Origin of the sequence: Mucilaginibacter sp. dw_454, assembly GCF_018449775.1 — a bacterium.
Lineage (GTDB): Bacteria > Bacteroidota > Bacteroidia > Sphingobacteriales > Sphingobacteriaceae > Mucilaginibacter.
Genome location: NZ_JAAVVB010000006.1, coordinates 119,283 through 137,344, shown reverse-complemented (window position 1 = coordinate 137,344; position 18,062 = coordinate 119,283). Strand labels below are relative to the sequence as shown.

Sequence of the window (18,062 nt, the reverse complement as noted above, 5' to 3'; positions counted from 1 at the left end):
TAGTTAACCTTTGGAATATTTAAAGCCCGTTGTTTTGCAGCGGGCTTTTTGTTGATCACCCGGTAACAAATTCAAGCAGCCACAGTCTTACATTTTTAACTAAAAACTGTTACTTTCGCTTATTAACTGATAGAGTACCCTTTATGAAAAAAACCACATTGACCGGCCTGGTTGCCGGTATAGTTATTGCCGCAGGTTACCTTGCCCCGGCAATGGCGCAGACCCCGCAGGCCGAGAGCCCGGAAATGAAAATCTACCGTGCTACCCCACCCCGCATTAACGACCTTATCCACACTAAGCTGGACGTACGTTTCGACTACAAAAAACGCTATCTGTATGGAAAAGAATGGGTGACTTTAAGGCCGCACTTCTATGCTACCGACACACTGCGTTTAGACGCTAAAGGCATGGATATTAAAAACATATCCATCGTTAAAAATGGCCAAAACATTCCGCTTAAATACAAATACCAGGATAGCCTGAGCCTGGCCATTACGCTGGATAAAGTATATCACAATAACGATAGCTATACTGTATACATCGACTATACTTCAAAGCCTAATGAACTGCATGTAAAAGGGAGTGCGGCTATAAACGACGCCAAAGGTTTATACTTCATTAACCCTGACGGCACCGAGAAAAACAAGCCAACCCAGATCTGGACACAGGGCGAAACTGAAAGCTCTTCATGCTGGTTCCCTACTATCGACAAGTCTGAGCAAAAGACTACCGACGAGATAGCCATGACTGTGCCCGCTAAGTACGTAACGCTATCAAACGGGCGCCTGGCTTCTCAGAAAGTGAATGGCGATGGTACCCGCACCGACGTTTGGAAACAAGAGTTGCCACACTCGCCATACCTGTTTATGATGGCCGTGGGCGATTTCAAGATCTATAAAGACAAATGGCGCAACAAAGAGGTTAACTACTACCTGGAGCCAAAATACGCCCCCTACGCTAAAGAGATCTTCGGGCAGACTCCGGAGCTGATCGAGTTCTACTCAAAGACTTTAGGTGTCGACTTCCCATGGTACAAATACTCGCAGATCGTTGTTCGCGATTATGTGAGTGGCGCTATGGAGAACACCTCTGCTACCCTGCACGGCGAGTATGTACAGTTAACGCACCGCGAGTTGATTGATGCTAATTATGATGCCGGCCGCAGCACCATTGCGCATGAGCTGTTTCACCAGTGGTTTGGCGATTTGGTTACTGCCGAAAGCTGGAGCAACCTCACCGTCAATGAGTCGTTTGCTGATTTTAGCGAGATGCTTTGGGCCGAGCACAAATACGGCAAAGACGAAGCCGACGCGCATAGCCAAACCGCTTTGGTAGCCTACCTGTCTAACCCGGCTAACAAAACCAAGGACCTGGTACGCTTTCACTACAATGATAAAGAAGATGTGTTTGATTTGGTGACCTACCAGAAAGGCGGACGCATATTGAACATGCTGCGTAACTACTTAGGTTACGATGCCTTTTACAAGGGCCTGGGCATATACCTTAAAACCAACGCCTTCAAACCCGGCGAGGCACAACAGCTACGCTTAGCTTTAGAAGACGCCAGCGGCCGCGACCTTAACTGGTTCTTTAACCAATGGTACTACGGTCATGGCAACCCTAAGCTAAAGATCAGCTATAAATGGGATGACGCTGCTAAGAAAGAAACCGTTTACCTGGAGCAAACACAAGATGGTAACGCCTTTATCTTACCAATGGCTATTGATATCTACGCCGGTGGCAAGAAGGTACGTCATAACGTTTGGATGAATGATAAAGCTGACACCCTGACCTTTACATCAACTACGAAACCTGATTTGGTGAACGTTGACGGCGACAAGGTGCTATTAGCCGAGAAACGCGACACCAAGACACTTGCCGAGTACGTGTTCCAATACTTCAATGCGCCGTTATACCTTGACCGCTTTGAGGCTATAGACGCTGCTACGCCGGAGCAAGGCAGCGAAGGCGCCCGCAGGGTGATGCTGGCTGCACTGAAAGACAAATACTACGGCCTGCGCATTAAAGCCATCAAAGGGTTAAACATGAGTAATGACGATGTGCGCAATGCTGCCCAACCTATCCTGTTAACACTGGCCCAGTCAGACCCGAACACGCTGGTTCGTGCGGCGGCTATTTCGGTGTTGGGTAAGTTGAAAGCGTCGGGTATGTTGCCTGCGTTTACAGAGGCCTTGAAAAGCGAATCGTATGCGGTACAGGGCGCTGCTTTAAGCGCCATAGCACTGCAAGACCCGCAAGCTGCCCTGGCAGACGCCAAAGCTTTCGAGAAAGACAATAAAGGTGCCTTGACCCTGTCAATGATCCACGTATATGCAACCGCAGGCGGCGATGCCGAGTGGCCTTACGTATACAAGCAGTTCACAGAAAGCGAGATTCAGGGCAAATTCACTATGCTTAGAGAGTTTGCAGTCATGACCGCGGCAGTTAAAAACCCCGGGTATGCGCAACAAGGCATAGTCGCTATTAAAGACGCTGCCATTAAATACAAAGCATATGGCGTTGCAGGCCCTTTAAAACTGATGCTGCAAGATATCAAAACCAAACGCGCAGCCATGAACGACACGGCATCTGCCGACGCAGCCGACAAAGCTGTGGCCGACATTGACGCGAGTAAGTAAACCATAACGTTGCTATATAGAAAAGGGAGGCCGGTTGGTCTCCCTTTTTTGTTGGTGTTTAGGCGTTGTGATGGCGTTGCCTGCGGCCCGGGTTATCCGCTCATACTGCGCAGGCCTTAACCGCAGGGCCGGTATCCGCTTCTACCCCTAACGCGGGGACTCACCCCGACTACGCTGCGCTGGTCGACCCTCTCTTCGCCTTCGGCGGAAAGAGGGTTGTTTAATGCTTTATCATGTAGTTTACAACCCTCTTTCCCGCTTGCGGAAGAGAGGGTGATCGAGCGAAGCGATGATCTGGTGAGTTTACGTACGCTCAGTGACCCGTTGCTGTTTTGTTTCACGTGTGTATGTAACAGATGAAACAAGTGAAACAACATTTAAGTCCAATTATTTGATAATTAGATATTTATAAAAACAGAGTGAAACAAAATGAAACAGTAAAAAATACTTTTAAGTCATTTTTTGTTTCACGAGAGGTGGGGTGTTTTTGGCGTTTCCCCAGTTAAAATCGGGACCAGGCGAAAGGTTCGAAGGACACCTATGGGGTGTTTGAGTTTGCATCAGACAGCCGTTAAAACATTTAAAACGCTGCAAAAACAATTAAAAGCAGTTTGTTCTTTTTTTTAAAACGCGTTTAAAACGCTTAATTTTTTTACGGATTAAAACAGACCTCTTTACCACATTATGGAGCCTGGTCAGGTTAACCTTTACTAAGCTAACTAATATCAAAGATGCTACCGCAAGTGTCTCGCTTGTGGGTGAGGCGACGAGGCATTAAATACCCACAAGCGGGACGCTTGCGGTAGCTGGGGGTTTCCCTCCACTACGTCATTGCGAGGAACGAAGCAATCTCTACACACGCTAATCAACATACAAAATCTTAGTCCAACAACGAATCATATAAATCTTTCCATTCGGGATTCATCGAATTGATCAGTCGTTGTTGGTGTTTGCGGCTACTGCCTTTGAGTAGTTTTTCGGCGGCAATGGCTTCTTCGATGTGCGGGTAGAAAAAGTAATAGACCAACTTGTCGCAGTTGTACTTGGCGGTAAAGCTTTTGGGGGCTGTTTTGTTTTGTGATTATACACCCGGGCGGGTAATTCGGAGCTTACGCCGACGTATAAAACGCTGTGCATCTTATTGGTCATGATGTAGACGCAACCACCTCTTTGGAAAACCATGATGCAAAATAGTTAGTTTGTAAATATGCCAAAAACGGTTTTTGATGCTGAGCAATATTTTGATAGTTATTGCTGGCTGTCGCCAAATGAGATCTTTGCTTTTGACTTTCTGTTGTAGAGATTGCTTCGTACCTCGCAATGACGTGGTGGTTGGACTGGATGAAAAACCACTATTTTGCCACCTTGAAACTACTGCGCTTCGAAATAAAAAAATTTGGATGAAGTGATGCTAACATATCTTCTTTGTAGTTGGCACCTATTTTTAAGAAGAGATTGTTTTCCAAGATCACGTAATCGCCGTCAACCGAGTGGATCTTTGATTCGTTGACAAGATATGATTTATGAATGCGCAAAAATGATGTGTTCGATAACTTTTGCTCTAATTCTTTCATGGTTAGGTAAGTGACATACTTACTTTTTTCGAGGTAAATGGTCACATAGTTCTGGCAAGCCTCAACATAAAAAACATCATCATGATTCAGGCGGATCATCTTTCCTTTTGCTTCGCTTTGAATATAAAAATGCAGGGGCAGGTCATTGTGGAGCACTGGGTTTTTGCCCGATCTTACTTTATCTAAAGCGCGGTTTAACTGCGTTAAATTGATCGGGTTAATCAGAAAATCGACCGCCTTGTAGTTGAATGCCAGTACCGCATCTTCCGGGTTCCCGGATGTAATGATCAGTGAGGTATGATTCGTTATTAATTCGGGCAAATTGCGCTGATGGGCCGCGCACAATTCAATATTTACGATCACAGCATCCGGAAACTGATCTTTTTTAAGAATTTCTTCTAAGGCGATATTTGGATTTGCCTGACTGCCGACCAGTATAAAATCTGTATGATGATGTAAATAGTTGGCTATGTCATTCACTATCGCGCTTTCTTCGACCGCATACAATGAACGTGTTTCCGTTTTGGGAACGCGAGGTATCATATCTGTAAGATTGGTTTAAGTGTTAGTTTAGGTTTAAAACTAGTCAATTATACGAATATTATATGAACAAGGTTTGCTTAGCAGTTAAAATTTGTTCAAAAGCAAAGTGTTTATTATCAATAACTTACTAAATGTTTTTTATGCCATGCCAGCAATTTTGCACAAAGGCTGACAGGTGACCCCCATTTTTTGAGCGTTTGTGTATGCAAAAAGCTGTTTCGTCATGTCCAACCTTGCTTTTCATGTAATAAAACAAAAACGAATTTGCATTTTAGTTAATATTGAATAACCGAAAATTAAAAACATGAAAAACTTAAACACCACCACCAAAAAGGCTACTATGCCAAAACTGAGTCTGATTACTTTCGTAAACAGAACATTTCTTTACAGCTTATGCGCTGCATTATTTTTGCTTACCTGTTCACTATCAACCAGGGCTAAAAGCGTCAACTTACGCGTTTTTAAAGCAAACCCCTACACGCTGACCTCTTTAGGCCTGGGTGCTATCGCAGATTTCGAAAAATCTCACCGTGCCTTGCTTAACGGTACCAACAGCGGCTATGATTTTACTAACGCAAAAGACGAGCCTAATATTTTAGGTTTCACTTTACCAAACGTAACATCTATAAACAGTAGTGCGCAAACTGGTAGTTCTCCCTTTATTAATAATTTTGGAGATCCCTTTCATTCCGGTCCTGATGAGTGGTTTCACATCGTTGTAGCAGATGGCGGTTACTTAGACCTAACAGGTGGCACTGCTGATTTTGATAGCTTTTTCTATTTGTTAGCGTCTGATGGGACGACTGTGCTTACTACCGGTGATGATGGTGCTGGTTCGGGGATTGCTGGACACTCGTACTGCCAACCCAATATATCATATTACGTGAGTGCGGGTGATTATTATTTAGTAGTAGATGGTACCGACAAATTTGGTGCTGCAGTGAAGGGCGACATGAGTATTACCCTTCGTTTAACTCACTAATTAAGGTGAACTAAAAAAGATTGAATTTTTGATTATCCAAAAATAATTAAAGGCCGCCTCATAAGTTAATTATGGGGCGGCCTCTTTTGTTTTGATGCTTTGATTGATATTAACACACCACGCTGGCGCGAGTATGTAGCGCGGGAAATGAGCGCAGTGTACTTAGCAAACTATAAAGTCAGTATAGATACCCCGCAAGCGGGACGCTTGCGGTAGCTAGCGCTTGAGATCTACCCATCCCCCGCGTTAACGATGGCAGCGGATACCAGCCTGTGAATAAGGCCCTGCGCAGTATGAGCGAACAGAGTGGTCCGACTTCAGGCGGAAACGCCATTAATATTTCTACAGATCCTCCCCTCTATCAGCTTTCTTAACCGCATCCCCACAAAAAAATTATAAATTGCTGTAACCATTTTATTTTGCCGCAGTTTACAAGGCTATAATAACAAAACAAGGTCAATTACACATTGGACAACCTGAGCGATAATGCCATCATGATGAAAGTAAAAGCGGGCGACCTGGACGGTATGGGCTTGTTATTTGCAAGGTATCACCGCCAGTTATATGGCTTTCTTTTTCATATGACGTATCAGCGCGAAGCCAGTGAGGACATGGTGCAGCAGGTATTTTACCGGATGTTAAAATACCGTAACAGTTTTACCGGCAACGGCGAGTTTATTCACTGGATGTACAGCATTGCCCGCAACCTGTTAAAAGACCAGGGTAAACGTAAAATGCTGATCGTATCAAACACGGTAGATGAAATGGCCGACCTGTTGCCGGGGCATACCAATATTGAGGATGAGCTGCACCGCAAACAAGCCGCGCAGAATCTGCATAAGGCCATTGGGAAGTTGAGTGATGACCAACGCGAATTATTATCGCTAAGCCGTTTCCAGGAGTTAAAATACCAGGAGATAGCGCAGATACTGAACATAAGCGAGGGTGCGGTTAAAGTGCGGGTACACCGGGCAGTGTGCCAGTTAAAGGAGATTTACACAAAAATGGAATGTTAAACGGGATGGATATGGAATGTGAAAAATTAGAAGGGCTGTTTACAGGCTGGGCGGCCGGTAGCCTTACTAAAGCCGAAAAAGAGCAAATGGAGCGTCACCTGGATACCTGTGCCGGCTGCCGGGAAGAATTGGCAGGTATGCAGCTGTTATGGAGCACCATGGGCGATATGAAAGCGCCCGAACCGTCGGCAAATATGCAGGTTAAGTTTGAGGCGATGTTGAATACCTTTAAAGCAGACGCCGCCGAAAAACAGCGAAGGAGCCTTAAAGTGTGGCTTGGCCAACTATGGGCCAACCAGCCACGTTGGCCAATGTCCTACAATATTGCGGTAATACTGGTGAGTTTCTGCTGTGGATATTTTGTATTCATGGTAGGTAAAGGCGGCCAACAGACCGAACAGCTGCAGGCATTGAGCAGCCAGGTGCATGAACTAAAACAAACCATGACACTGGCTATGCTGGAGAATCCATCAGCATCCGAGCGGATAAAGGGCGTGAGTTATACTGCCGAAATGAAGCGCGTGGACCCACAAGTAATTGAAGCCCTGCTGACTACACTGGATAATGACCCTAATGTGAATGTACGCCTGAGTACCCTCGACGCTTTGACGCACCTGGTGAATTATCCGGATGTGCGCGCCGGGTTAATACGCTCCATAACCGAGCAAGACTCGCCGTTGGTGCAGGTAGCGATAGCCGATGTGATGCTGAAGCTGCAAGAGAAACAGTCGGTTGGCTCATTGAAAAAATTATTGAAACAAAAAGATCTGGACAATGGCGTCCGCGAAAAGATCAACGATACCATAAAGCATTTAATTTAAAACCATACACAATGAAAAAACTAATTTTGATCGCGCTACTGGCATGGTCGGGCCACAGTTTTGCCCAAAAACACGAATATACCACCCATATTAGCAAACAATTTAATGTTCAAAAAGGCGCGTCGGCCGGGGTGCTGTCGGTCTACAATGTATTCGGCGATGTAAAGATAGAGGGTTACAGCGGTAGCCAGGTAACAATGGATATAGACGAGACTATTGTGGCTGATAATGGTGCCGAGCTTGATCGCGCTAAAAAGGAATTTAAACTTGGTTTCGATCAAAGGGCCGATAGCATTTACGCCTACACCGCAGCGCCGTATGATAGTCGCCCGTACGTTTACCATCCGCATGATAGCGAGCATAATGAGCGCAAATACATTGTTAAATTGGCTTATACCATCAAAGTGCCTTATGATATAAATGTTATAGCCAGCACTGTAAATGATGGTGAAATAGATGTGAAAGATGTATACGGCAAACTGAAAGTGAATAATGTTAACGGCGGCATCAGTATCAAAAATGCCAAAGGCGTTACAGATGCCTATACGGTAAACGGACCGGTAACAGCTTACTACCTGGCGGTGCCATCGGCAGCTTCCAGCTATTATACAGTAAATGGCAAGGTAGAAGTGACTTTTCCGGCAGGACTATCGGGCGACATGCAATTCAAAAGTTTGAACGGAGAGTTCTATACTGATTTTACAGATATCGAAGCACTTCCAACCGAAGTGGTTAAGACCATAGCCAAGAAAAGTAACACTACAACCTATAAGCTAAATAAAAATACCGCCGTGCGGATTGGCAAAGGTGGCAAGCTTTTTAAATTTGAAACCCTGAACGGCGATGTTTACATTAAAAAAGCTTAATATATTTAAACACGTAACATGAAAAAAGTAAAATATATAGCGTTGATAGCAGCGTGCCTGCTGCTGTCTGCACGCATAATAATGGCGCAAACAAATAAAGAGCAACTGGTAGTACCCCTTAGCGACCCGGGCAAGCCTTACCAGATAAACGTAAGCCTGGTGCTGGGCAGCATCAAAGTGGTGGGTTACGACGGCAGGGATATTTTGATCAATGCAGAAAGCACGGCTACCGACGATAACGCCGTGAAGGGCGGCATGCATCGTATCACGCCGGCCAGAGTAGATGTTACTGCGCACGAAAAGGACAACGTGGTTGATGTAACTACCGGGAGGCCGCAAAGTCAGATCTCGTTAATCATCAAAATTCCGGCTAATGCTACCAGTATTAAGTTAAGTACGGTAAACGGCGGCACTGTCGAAGCCAGCAATATCAATGGAAAAATAGAGGTAAGTGATACCAATGGCAGTATAAAACTTATTAATGTTGGCGGCTCGGTTGTGGCCAATACCGTTAATGGCGATGTAGATGTAACCTTGCGCTACGCCGACCCTAAAGCGGCTATGGCCTTCACAACTTTAAACGGGCATATTGATGTTACCTTTCCCGCTTCATTTAAAGCCAACGCAAAACTACGCTCAGACCGCGGCGAACTGTACTCGGATTTTAATATGGTTACAGAAAAAAGCGTAGCAAAAACCACCAGGGACGCAAAAAATGGTTCATATCGTATAGCCATTGAAGATTGGGTAACTGGTAAGATAAACGGTGGCGGCCCCGAATTATTGATGAAGTCTTTCCTGGGTAATATCTTTCTGCGTAAGGGGAAATAAAATAAAGGCATCAACTATATTGACCCTGCCGGTTAGAGAATTAGGTTTAATTTAATATCGAACACCAAATGCCCAATGTCGAATAATGAAGAAAAATTTCGATGTTCGACGTTCAATATTCAGTGTTCGATATTATTGTTCTTAAACTGTTTTCGGTTTAAACTTATGCCCTATCAGCGCATAGAACAAAATCGCAGCGTAACAAGGCACCAGCACCCAATAGCCATGCGTGGCAGCTATACTTTTAGGCTGGCCGCTCAATACCAGTTTATCTACAATAAAGCCATATAACAACGGTATCAGTGCACCGCCGCAAATACCCATGATTAATAATGATGAGCCTATTTTGGTGAATTTACCTAGTCCGTTAATAGCCAGCGGCCATAACGCGGGCCACATTAATGCATTGGCAAGGCCCAATAAAGAAATGTATAAAACCGACTCATAGCCTGTTTTAAATATCGACATAACCGAAAACAATAAGCCAATAACGGCCGAAATGGTAAGCGCTTTCTCTTGCGTGATATATTTAGGGATGCAGATGATGCCAATGATATAGCCCAGGATCATGCCTACCAATGTACAGGTGGTAAAAAACTTAGCCAACGACAACTGGATACCCTGGCTTGCACCATAGCTGATCACCGAGTCGCCGGCCATAACTTCTACGCCCACGTATAAAAACAAAGTAACCACGCCCAGCAGCAAATGCGGAAACTGGAAAATGCTGGTTTGTTTAGTTATGGGTTGGGCCTTTTTTGGACTGTCGTCTTTTTCGGTGTCAATTTCGGGCAGGCCAGAATAATAGACCATTACTGCCAATACAGTCAGCATAACCAGTATTACCACGTAAGGTAATATAACACGATGCGCCAATTGGCTCAATATAGCTTCTTTAGCCGCTACGCTGAGCGTTAGGAGCTTTTGTTGTAGCTGGTCGGTATCTTTTAAAGTAATAGCGCCTAAAACAATTGGCGCTATGGAGCCGGCAACTTTATTGAAAATGCCCATAATACTGATGCGCCTGGCAGCACTCTCAATAGGGCCCAATATGGTAACGTAAGGATTTGAGGCGGTTTGCAAAATGGCTAAACCTGTGCCCTGTACAAACAGGCCGGTCAAAAACAAGCCGTAGATACGGGTTAACGCTGCCGGGATAAAAATCAATGCCCCCACGGCTATAATCAGTAAACCTACCGCCATGCCGTTTTTAAAGCCCGTTTTTTTGAGCACCAGGCCGGCCGGGATAGCCATAACCAGGTAGGCTATATAAAAGGCAAAGGCCACCAGGTACGACTCGAAGTTGTTAAGCTGGCAGGCTATCTTCAAATAAGGTATTAAAACCGAGTTAAGCCAGGTTATAAAACCAAATACAAAAAACAAGGCGGCAATGATGTAAATAGGGCTAATACCCGTGGCTTTTTCGGGGGTTGAGGTGGCGGCTTTGGCACTCATTACAGATCAGTCTTTTTAATTGAATTTCTGAATATAGGGAAAATCAGTTAAAGAAAATGAATTGGTGTAAAAATAACACTAAGTAATCATCTGATTGCTCATTTCCCTGTGCGAAATGAAATGATTGCTTATCGCTTTTATAGCGCTCATGGCCGCTAAGGCCTAGTTCTTTTTCCTTAGATGAAAAAGAACCAAATACTGAGCGTAGCGACCTCATTCACACAAAAAATAAACAACAGTGAATAAATCAAGTCAGCAAAAACCTTCCCCCCGCGGGGCCATACTCCCAGGCCCGGTTTGCTGACAGGCCATTGCGCGCTTTTTTTGATTCTTCAAAATCTGCAGATTCTGCAATAAGAGCAAAATCCGTCAGACGCAGAGCTTCGGGTGAAAGAGGCTAAAACAATGGTGGCTCTGTGCGGCTGCAGGGCTGTTAGGAATGTTGCCTGAAGCGAGGGACAATGCGCGACAACCGGCGGCAACAGGCCCCTGCCCAGGTTTTGCCCGATTTGCAGCGCAAAGGCCATGAGCGCAAAGAAGCATTGCGGGTGACTTGATTTTTGGTTACTTTTCATCAAGGAAAAGTAACAGCCTTAGCGGCAATTGAGCGCTACACGAGCGATAAGCTAAGCGAGCGATACGGAGATTGTCACGCTCGTACCTCGCTCACAATGACGGGGTGGTGAAATTATTTGACGGATATTCTCAACTAAAAATCTTTATTCAACAATTTCTCTAATTCAGCAAAGCTGATATTCATTTTAACACGGCCCTGTTTGGCATAAGAGATCTCGCCGGTTTCTTCGGAAATGATAATGGCTGAGGCTTCGTTGGCTTCGGTAACGCCTATGCCTGCCCGGTGGCGCAAACCAAATTGTGCAGGCAGGTCTACCTTATCTGTCAATGGCAAAATACAACTGGCAGATTTGATCTTATTCTCAGAAATTACCACAGCGCCATCATGCAGCGGACTGGTTTTTTGAAAGATACTTTCCAGCAGGCGTTTAGATATGCGGGCGTCCATTACCTCGCAGCTGTTCTGGTAAAACTGCTCATCGTAGTATTTGGTAAATACAATGAGCGCCCCGGTACGGGTTTGTTTAAGCGCTTTGCAGGCATCAATAATAGGTTTAATGCGCGCGTAGTTATTTTTTTCGGCCTGATTTTTACCGAAGAAATAGCGCCACCAGGCTTTGTTACGCTGCAGCGAGGCATTCTTACCCACCAACAGCAAAAAGCGCCGTATCTCTTGTTGAAACACGACTACGATGATGACTACAGCCACATCCCTAAAATAGCCCAATATATCGGTAAGTAACTGCATGTGCAGGAAACTCACCACAAAATACATCGCATAAATAACCCCCATGCCCAACAGAATGTTGACAGCAATGGTGCCGCGTATCAGGTTATATAACTGGTAAATTAAAAATGCTACCAACAATATATCCAAAACACTAAGCGGTGTTATTTTAAAAGGGCTAAGATCGAAAGCATGCATACTATGCTAAGGTAATATTTAGATATGAGATTTGAGATATTTGCTTAGCACTGAAATACCTCTTGACACCGATATGTTAATTAGGGAATATACGGCCCGCCAGGCACACCCCAGCCCCATTTAGGCATGGGTACATTAGGGTCCTCATCTGCCGAATCTAAATTGGAGTTAATAACGGCAATACGCGTACCCCACTCCAGGTAAGCCATAAAGGCCGAGCGAAATTCGGGATCGTCGGGCAGTTGCAGTTCATCGGCAGTTGCCAGTAATAGTTCCATCCAGCGTTTGCGGTGTTCTTGTGTCAGGTGTTTGGCCAGGTGTTTTTGGATCATCTGGAAATGGCTACCTTCAGCTTCACTGTAAAGTTTTGGTCCGCCTAAAACCTCGGCTACAAAATGAGCTACGTGTAAGCGGTGTTGTGCCGACATATGTTTGAAAACGGGTTCGAGGATATCGTCCATCAAAACCTTATCATAAAATTTATCGAATAGTGTAACGAAAGCAGGCATACCGCCGGCCCACTCGAATAATGACGGAACAGGTTTCTTGTCTTCCATTTTGTTAAGATTTTTGAACTTCGGCTTTCTTCGGAAAGAGCAATGACGCAACCATGCTGATCACCAGGATACCCAAAATAACCAATAGCGACCGGCCGGTAGTTAAACCTATCTCATCAACCCATTTAGCCAGCAACATTTTCAGGCCGATGAAAGCCAGTAATACCGCCAGGCCAACTTTAAGGTAATGGAACTTATCAATAATATTTACCAGCAGGAAAAACATAGAACGCAAGCCCATGATGGCAAAGATATTGGAGAAAAATACAATGTAAGGATCTTTAGTAACCGAGAATATCGCGGGGATAGAATCGACAGCGAAAACCAGGTCGGTAACCTCAATGATGAGCAGCACCAGGAATAGCGGGGTAATCAATTTCTTCTTGTCTATTTTGACAAAAAACTTGTCGCCCTCAAATTTAGGGTGCACCGAAAAATATTTGGAGGCCAGTTTTACTACTTTATGATTTTCAGGGTCAATGCTCTCTTCCTGGTTACGGTTCAGGAACATGGTAACGCCGGTATACACCAGAAATGCGCCGAAAAGGTACAAGATCCAATGAAACTGTTCGATCAAAGCAGCACCTACGAATATAAACAGGAAACGCATCAACACCGCGCCAATAATGCCCCATAACAATACCTTATGGTAATATTTAGGGTTAACGGCAAAGGCAGTAAATATCAGCACCATTACAAAAATATTATCTACCGATAGCGCATATTCAACCACATAACCGGTGATAAACTCAAGCCCCAGGTTTTTGCGGTATAGCGCTAAACTGCCCTCAAAATCATCCGGGTTTAATTTAAGCTGATGCAGGTGTTTAATATTGATGTCCTGCAGCGCAGCAAAGCTATCTATATGATGCAGCAGGTGGCCGTAGTTTAAAATCAGCACGTAAAAACCTAAAGCAAAAGCTACCCAAACGGCGCTCATAAATCCAGCCTGTTTCAGGCTAACGGGTTTATCAGACTTGCCAAAAAGGCCAAGATCTACCGCCATCATCAGGAAGATGAAAATCAGAAATCCGGCTATGAAATAAATTTCGTTTGTCACTATTTGTCGCGTTCTGTTGTAAATCTAACTAACTGTTCAAGGCCCCGTCGCGCATCCACATCCGGGAAGGTATTCAGGATCTCGAAAGCTTCGTCGCGGTATTTTTTCATTTGGGTTTCGGCATATTGCAGCCCCCCCGCCCGGTTAACGAAACTAATAATGAGCGCAATTTTTTCAGGCTCGTCATTATGGTTTTTCACCAGGTTAATCATCTGCTTTTTCTCATCGGCAGTGCAATTGTTTAGCGCATAAATAAGCGGCAAGGTTACTTTCTTTTCTTTAATGTCTATACCCAGCGGTTTACCTACATCATCTGTGCCAAAATCAAACATATCATCTTTGATCTGGAAAGCAATGCCAATTTTCTCGCCAAACGAACGCATTTTTTCTATGGTCGCCTCATCAGCACCTGCCGAGGCCGCGCCGCAAGCGCAACAAGCAGCTATCAATGAAGCAGTTTTTTGGCGGATAACATCATAATAAACCGGCTCGCCAATATCCATACGGCGTGCTTTTTCCATTTGTAACAGCTCGCCCTCGCTCATCTGCTTTACCGCTTCTGACACGATCTTGAGTAGCGTAAAATCGCCATTGTCTATAGAAAGCAGCAAACCTTTGGATAGCAGGTAATCGCCCACCAAAACAGCTATTTTATTTTTCCATAAAGCGTTGATAGAGAAAAATCCACGGCGCTGGTAAGAGTTATCCACCACGTCGTCATGCACCAGGGTGGCAGTATGCAGCAGCTCAACCAGGGCAGCGCCGCGGTGTGTCGACTCATTAATGCCGCCACAAAGGCTCGCCGAAAAAAATACAAACATGGGCCGGATTTGCTTGCCCTTACGTTTTACAATATAATGGGTAATACGATCAAGCAATGGTACTGAACTGCGCATGGAGTCTTTAAAGCGTTCTTCAAAGACGTCAATATCAGCAGCAATAGGTTGTTTGATCTCGTTAATGCTCAGCATTAAAATTCACAGGCTTTTTACGGACCAAACTGCCTGTTTGGCCAACGGTAACAAACATAAGCTAAAAAAATTTATCTGCATGAATACCCACATAAATTTTGACCGCAATTAAACCAATGCCGCTCAATTCCATCTATAATGATATACATGGACGTTACAGCGATATCGTAACTAAATGGTATTATAGTTTTTGGTTATTTTTTGTAAAAGCGGAGTGTTTAACAGGCACTTCGCTTTTTTTATGCGCTGCGATGCAGATTATTCTATCTTTGCGGACTTTGAATTAGTGGCCAGAGGTTGCTAATGAAAAATACGGAGAGGTGTCTGAGTGGTCGAAAGAGCACGCCTGGAAAGTGTGTATACGCCAAAAGTGTATCGAGGGTTCGAACCCCTCCCTCTCCGCCAGAAAAGCACAGTAGTACTCAATATTACTGTGCTTTTTTATTAGATTTTTTTAAGCACTATGATCAAATCCTAATGGTCATCAGCAAAAAGGATCAAACAATGGATCCTATGGCTTTACTTTCCAAAACCATCCAGTCACAATAACTTTTTTACTAACGTATTTAAGTAGCTATACTTTGCTATATTTAATATCTAAAGTAATTCACATTATATGACATTATTATCATCAAAGCCCTGGTTTGATTTTTTATTAAATATTAAAACAGCTAAGGAAGAACTGGGAAACCCTGATATAATCTGGTATAGAGGTGAGCAAGATGGGAGTAAGTATTTATTTCCAAGCATTATGAGATATGAAAATGGATTATCAATTGAACAATCGTCTTTTCATAAATTCAGGAGATTTGCAGACAAAATATTTCACACTAAAGAAAGTGAATGGGAAACGCTATTTGATATGCAACATTATAATATTCCTACGAGGTTGTTGGATTGGACAGAAAATTTTGGAATTGCCCTTTTCTTCGCAGCAAATTCATTTCGTCGGAAGCACAAGGAGGGTGCAGCAATGTATTTATTAAATCCATTAGAACTTAACAAACAGAGTGGCATAAACAAGATATATAAATTGCCATACGATGAAGCAGAATTCTCATATTCTGGAATATATTGGAATAAAAAACCTTTTAAAGCAACTGCACCAATTGCAATCGAACCCATTTTCAAAAATGATAGGATTTCAGCACAACGGGGAACATTTACGGTTCATAATGACATAGTTTATCATGATATATTATACTACAAACTTAATGAGAATATGCGAAAAGTGACTTTACCTGACGAAGCAATTAGTTCAGCAAAAGAGTTTTTATCATTAGCGAGTATCGATGAGTTTTCTGTTTTCCCTGATATGGCAGGGATTTCACAGTTTATAAATAAAACATCCCATTTGCAAAATTGGTCCCAGGAAACAAGGATTTAATTATTATTCAAGATTTCTTTAATTACATCCAAAATACCATCTAAGTGTTCTAATAGATTCCCGTTCACCCCGCAGTAAGGAATTTTGGAAGAAATACCAAAGGGTTGCCCGGACTTAACATAGGGTAAGTAATGCAACTTACTTCAAATTCTTGTGATCTGTTATTGCACCTTCAACCTGTTTCTTAATTTTATTTAGCACAACCTTGCGATTAATACAGTCATGAAAAATATCTTATTTCTAATAGCACTTTATTTTTTTAACAGTTATATGTTTAAATACCTTTGTAGAATTAAATTCATTTTTAAATAATTTTACTGAATTTAATTCATTAAATTCATAATATTGCAGAATGATAAGCGAAATAGAAATCAATCTGGATAAAACCGACTTCCACATTTTACGCCTGATGCAGGAAAACGCCCGGATATCAAATGCCGACATGGCCCGTGAGCTTGGCATGGCGCCATCAGGTGTGTTGGAGCGTGTGAAAAAACTGGAGCAAAAAAACGTGATCCAGCAATATACAACCCGTATTAACCCGGTTGCTTTACAGCAAAAATTACTGGCTTTTGTATTTATGAAGGCATCTGGTGGACCAGGCTATAATACAGCAACGCTGGAACTGGCCAAGATACCCGAAGTACAGGAAGTACATCATGTAGCCGGCGACGATTGCTATTTGGTAAAAATACGCACCTATGACTCTGCTTCACTAATGAGTATCATGCATAATCAATTTGCCAAAATACCTAACATTATTAGTACCAGAACTACCATAGTACTGGAAACGGTTAAGGAAGGACAACAATTAGTCATACCCGAAAAATAGGTATCACCATGGCCTTAACCCCTCCAAAATCCGCATCACCATTAATGCTTATCATCGCTTTTGCAACAGTTTATGTTGTTTGGGGATCGACGTACTTTTTTATAAAGATGGCTGTTGATGGGTTTCCACCATTGCTGTTAGGTGCCCTTCGCTTTTTTACCGCCGGCTTTTTGCTATTAACCTGGTGTAAAATTAAAGGTGAACAGATTTTTATAAAACGCAATATTATCCATGCCGCTGTTACCGGGTTTTTACTTCTGGTAATAGGTACCGGTACTGTAATCTGGGTTGAGCAAACACTCCCCAGCGCTATGGTAGCTATTATGGTGTCATCGGCCCCAATATGGTTTATATTGTTTGATAAACAAAACTGGCGTGTAAATTTCAAAAGTACGTCTACCATTGTTGGTTTAATTATAGGCTTTGCCGGTGTTGTACTACTGTTTAGCGAGCAAATACGTGGCTTGTTTGATTCCTCAACGGAGGTTTCGAAACTGCCCGGCATGTTGCTGATACTTATAGGAGCGATGTCATGGGCAGCAGGATCTCTATATTCCAAATATAACAACACCCAGGGCTCTGCATCTGTAAATACAGCCTGGCAAATGCTGGCCGCCGGTTTGATATTTTTACCGTCGAGCTTTTTAACCCACGAAGTGCAAGATCTGCAATGGCAGCACATCCCAACCCATAGCTGGCTTGCATTACTTTACCTGATAATTTTTGGTTCCATAGCTGCGTTTAGCGCCTATGTATGGCTTTTACAGGTTCGCCCGGCAACGCAGGTAAGTACTTATGCTTATGTAAACCCGGTTATAGCTGTTATACTCGGAGTACTATTTGCTCATGAAAGTATTACCCTTTTACAAGTAGGTGGCCTGGTGATCATTTTGGGCAGTGTGCTACTCATCAACCTAAATAAATATCGTAAAGAGAAGTAGACTAAAATTCAAGTATGGGTAACAGGGTTATTTACTCTTATATATTTCACGAATAATTCTTAAGATTTCTTGAAGGTGTTCTAATG

16 protein-coding genes and 1 tRNA gene are annotated in these 18,062 nt (G+C 43.4%); 10 read left to right on the top strand and 7 right to left on the bottom strand.

All coding sequences use genetic code 11. The features are described from left to right. Positions 1 to 143 precede the first annotated feature (143 nt). Positions 144 to 2,639, top strand: a complete 2,496-nt coding sequence (locus HB679_RS17210) for a M1 family metallopeptidase (RefSeq protein WP_255547648.1) — start codon at positions 144 to 146, stop codon at positions 2,637 to 2,639. 933 nt (positions 2,640 to 3,572) lie between these two features. Here the strand turns inward: HB679_RS17210 and HB679_RS17205 are convergent. Both HB679_RS17205 and HB679_RS17200 read right to left on the bottom strand, forming a co-directional pair. After that, positions 3,573 to 3,821 carry a GIY-YIG nuclease family protein gene (locus HB679_RS17205; RefSeq protein ID WP_255547647.1) on the bottom strand — a complete coding sequence of 83 codons (249 nt, stop codon included), beginning with the start codon at positions 3,819 to 3,821 and terminating at the stop codon, positions 3,573 to 3,575. Between the two features lie 170 nt (positions 3,822 to 3,991). Then, positions 3,992 to 4,756: a response regulator transcription factor gene (locus tag HB679_RS17200; protein ID WP_214073254.1), complete on the bottom strand. Its 765-nt coding sequence runs from the start codon at positions 4,754 to 4,756 to the stop codon at positions 3,992 to 3,994. Positions 4,757 to 5,060: 304 nt separating this feature from the next. Between HB679_RS17200 and HB679_RS17195 the strand changes: the two genes are divergently transcribed. The 5 genes from HB679_RS17195 to HB679_RS17175 all read left to right on the top strand — a co-directional run bounded on the left by HB679_RS17195 (position 5,061) and on the right by HB679_RS17175 (position 9,272). Beyond that, positions 5,061 to 5,738 (top strand): pre-peptidase C-terminal domain-containing protein, encoded by a 678-nt coding sequence (locus HB679_RS17195; protein ID WP_214073253.1) that lies wholly within the window; start codon positions 5,061 to 5,063, stop codon positions 5,736 to 5,738. 494 nt (positions 5,739 to 6,232) lie between these two features. Then, positions 6,233 to 6,754 carry an RNA polymerase sigma factor gene (locus HB679_RS17190; RefSeq protein ID WP_255547646.1) on the top strand — a complete coding sequence of 174 codons (522 nt, stop codon included), beginning with the start codon at positions 6,233 to 6,235 and terminating at the stop codon, positions 6,752 to 6,754. Positions 6,755 to 6,765: 11 nt separating this feature from the next. Continuing rightward, positions 6,766 to 7,575 (top strand): zf-HC2 domain-containing protein, encoded by an 810-nt coding sequence (locus HB679_RS17185; RefSeq protein WP_214073251.1) that lies wholly within the window; start codon positions 6,766 to 6,768, stop codon positions 7,573 to 7,575. 11 nt (positions 7,576 to 7,586) lie between these two features. Further along, complete coding sequence (locus tag HB679_RS17180; RefSeq protein ID WP_214073250.1) at positions 7,587 to 8,441, top strand: hypothetical protein; 855 nt, start codon at positions 7,587 to 7,589, stop codon at positions 8,439 to 8,441. 18 nt (positions 8,442 to 8,459) lie between these two features. Continuing rightward, complete coding sequence (locus HB679_RS17175) at positions 8,460 to 9,272, top strand: DUF4097 family beta strand repeat-containing protein (RefSeq protein ID WP_214073249.1); 813 nt, start codon at positions 8,460 to 8,462, stop codon at positions 9,270 to 9,272. Positions 9,273 to 9,413: 141 nt separating this feature from the next. Here the strand turns inward: HB679_RS17175 and HB679_RS17170 are convergent, their stop codons facing one another. The 5 genes from HB679_RS17170 to HB679_RS17150 all read right to left on the bottom strand — a co-directional run bounded on the left by HB679_RS17170 (position 9,414) and on the right by HB679_RS17150 (position 14,816). After that, positions 9,414 to 10,727 (bottom strand): sugar MFS transporter, encoded by a 1,314-nt coding sequence (locus HB679_RS17170; protein ID WP_214073248.1) that lies wholly within the window; start codon positions 10,725 to 10,727, stop codon positions 9,414 to 9,416. Positions 10,728 to 11,436: 709 nt separating this feature from the next. Further along, positions 11,437 to 12,228 (bottom strand): diadenylate cyclase CdaA, encoded by a 792-nt coding sequence (gene cdaA / locus HB679_RS17165; protein ID WP_214073247.1) that lies wholly within the window; start codon positions 12,226 to 12,228, stop codon positions 11,437 to 11,439. An 80-nt stretch (positions 12,229 to 12,308) separates the two neighbouring features. Then, on the bottom strand, positions 12,309 to 12,785 hold the full coding sequence (locus HB679_RS17160; protein WP_214073246.1) for a group II truncated hemoglobin: 477 nt from the start codon (positions 12,783 to 12,785) through the stop codon (positions 12,309 to 12,311). A gap of 4 nt (positions 12,786 to 12,789) precedes the next feature. After that, entirely contained in the window at positions 12,790 to 13,845 is a 1,056-nt protein-coding gene (locus HB679_RS17155) for a TerC/Alx family metal homeostasis membrane protein (RefSeq protein WP_214073245.1), read from the bottom strand. Next, a complete protein-coding gene (locus tag HB679_RS17150) occupies positions 13,845 to 14,816 on the bottom strand; it encodes a polyprenyl synthetase family protein (RefSeq protein WP_214073244.1) in 972 nt (323 codons plus the stop codon). The genes HB679_RS17155 and HB679_RS17150 overlap by 1 nt, the downstream gene beginning before the upstream one ends. A gap of 314 nt (positions 14,817 to 15,130) precedes the next feature. On the opposite strand from HB679_RS17150, the gene HB679_RS17145 reads away from it, so the two are divergent. The 4 genes from HB679_RS17145 (at position 15,131) to HB679_RS17130 (ending at position 17,976) form a co-directional block, all read left to right on the top strand. Further along, positions 15,131 to 15,221 (top strand) — tRNA-Ser (locus HB679_RS17145). Between the two features lie 211 nt (positions 15,222 to 15,432). Further along, positions 15,433 to 16,203, top strand: coding sequence for an FRG domain-containing protein (locus tag HB679_RS17140; RefSeq protein WP_214073243.1), 771 nt, complete (start codon positions 15,433 to 15,435; stop codon positions 16,201 to 16,203). A 352-nt stretch (positions 16,204 to 16,555) separates the two neighbouring features. Next, positions 16,556 to 17,035: an Lrp/AsnC family transcriptional regulator gene (locus HB679_RS17135; RefSeq protein ID WP_218625327.1), complete on the top strand. Its 480-nt coding sequence runs from the start codon at positions 16,556 to 16,558 to the stop codon at positions 17,033 to 17,035. Between the two features lie 8 nt (positions 17,036 to 17,043). Further along, positions 17,044 to 17,976, top strand: a complete 933-nt coding sequence (locus HB679_RS17130) for an EamA family transporter (protein WP_214073242.1) — start codon at positions 17,044 to 17,046, stop codon at positions 17,974 to 17,976. The last annotated feature ends 86 nt before the right edge of the window (positions 17,977 to 18,062 follow it).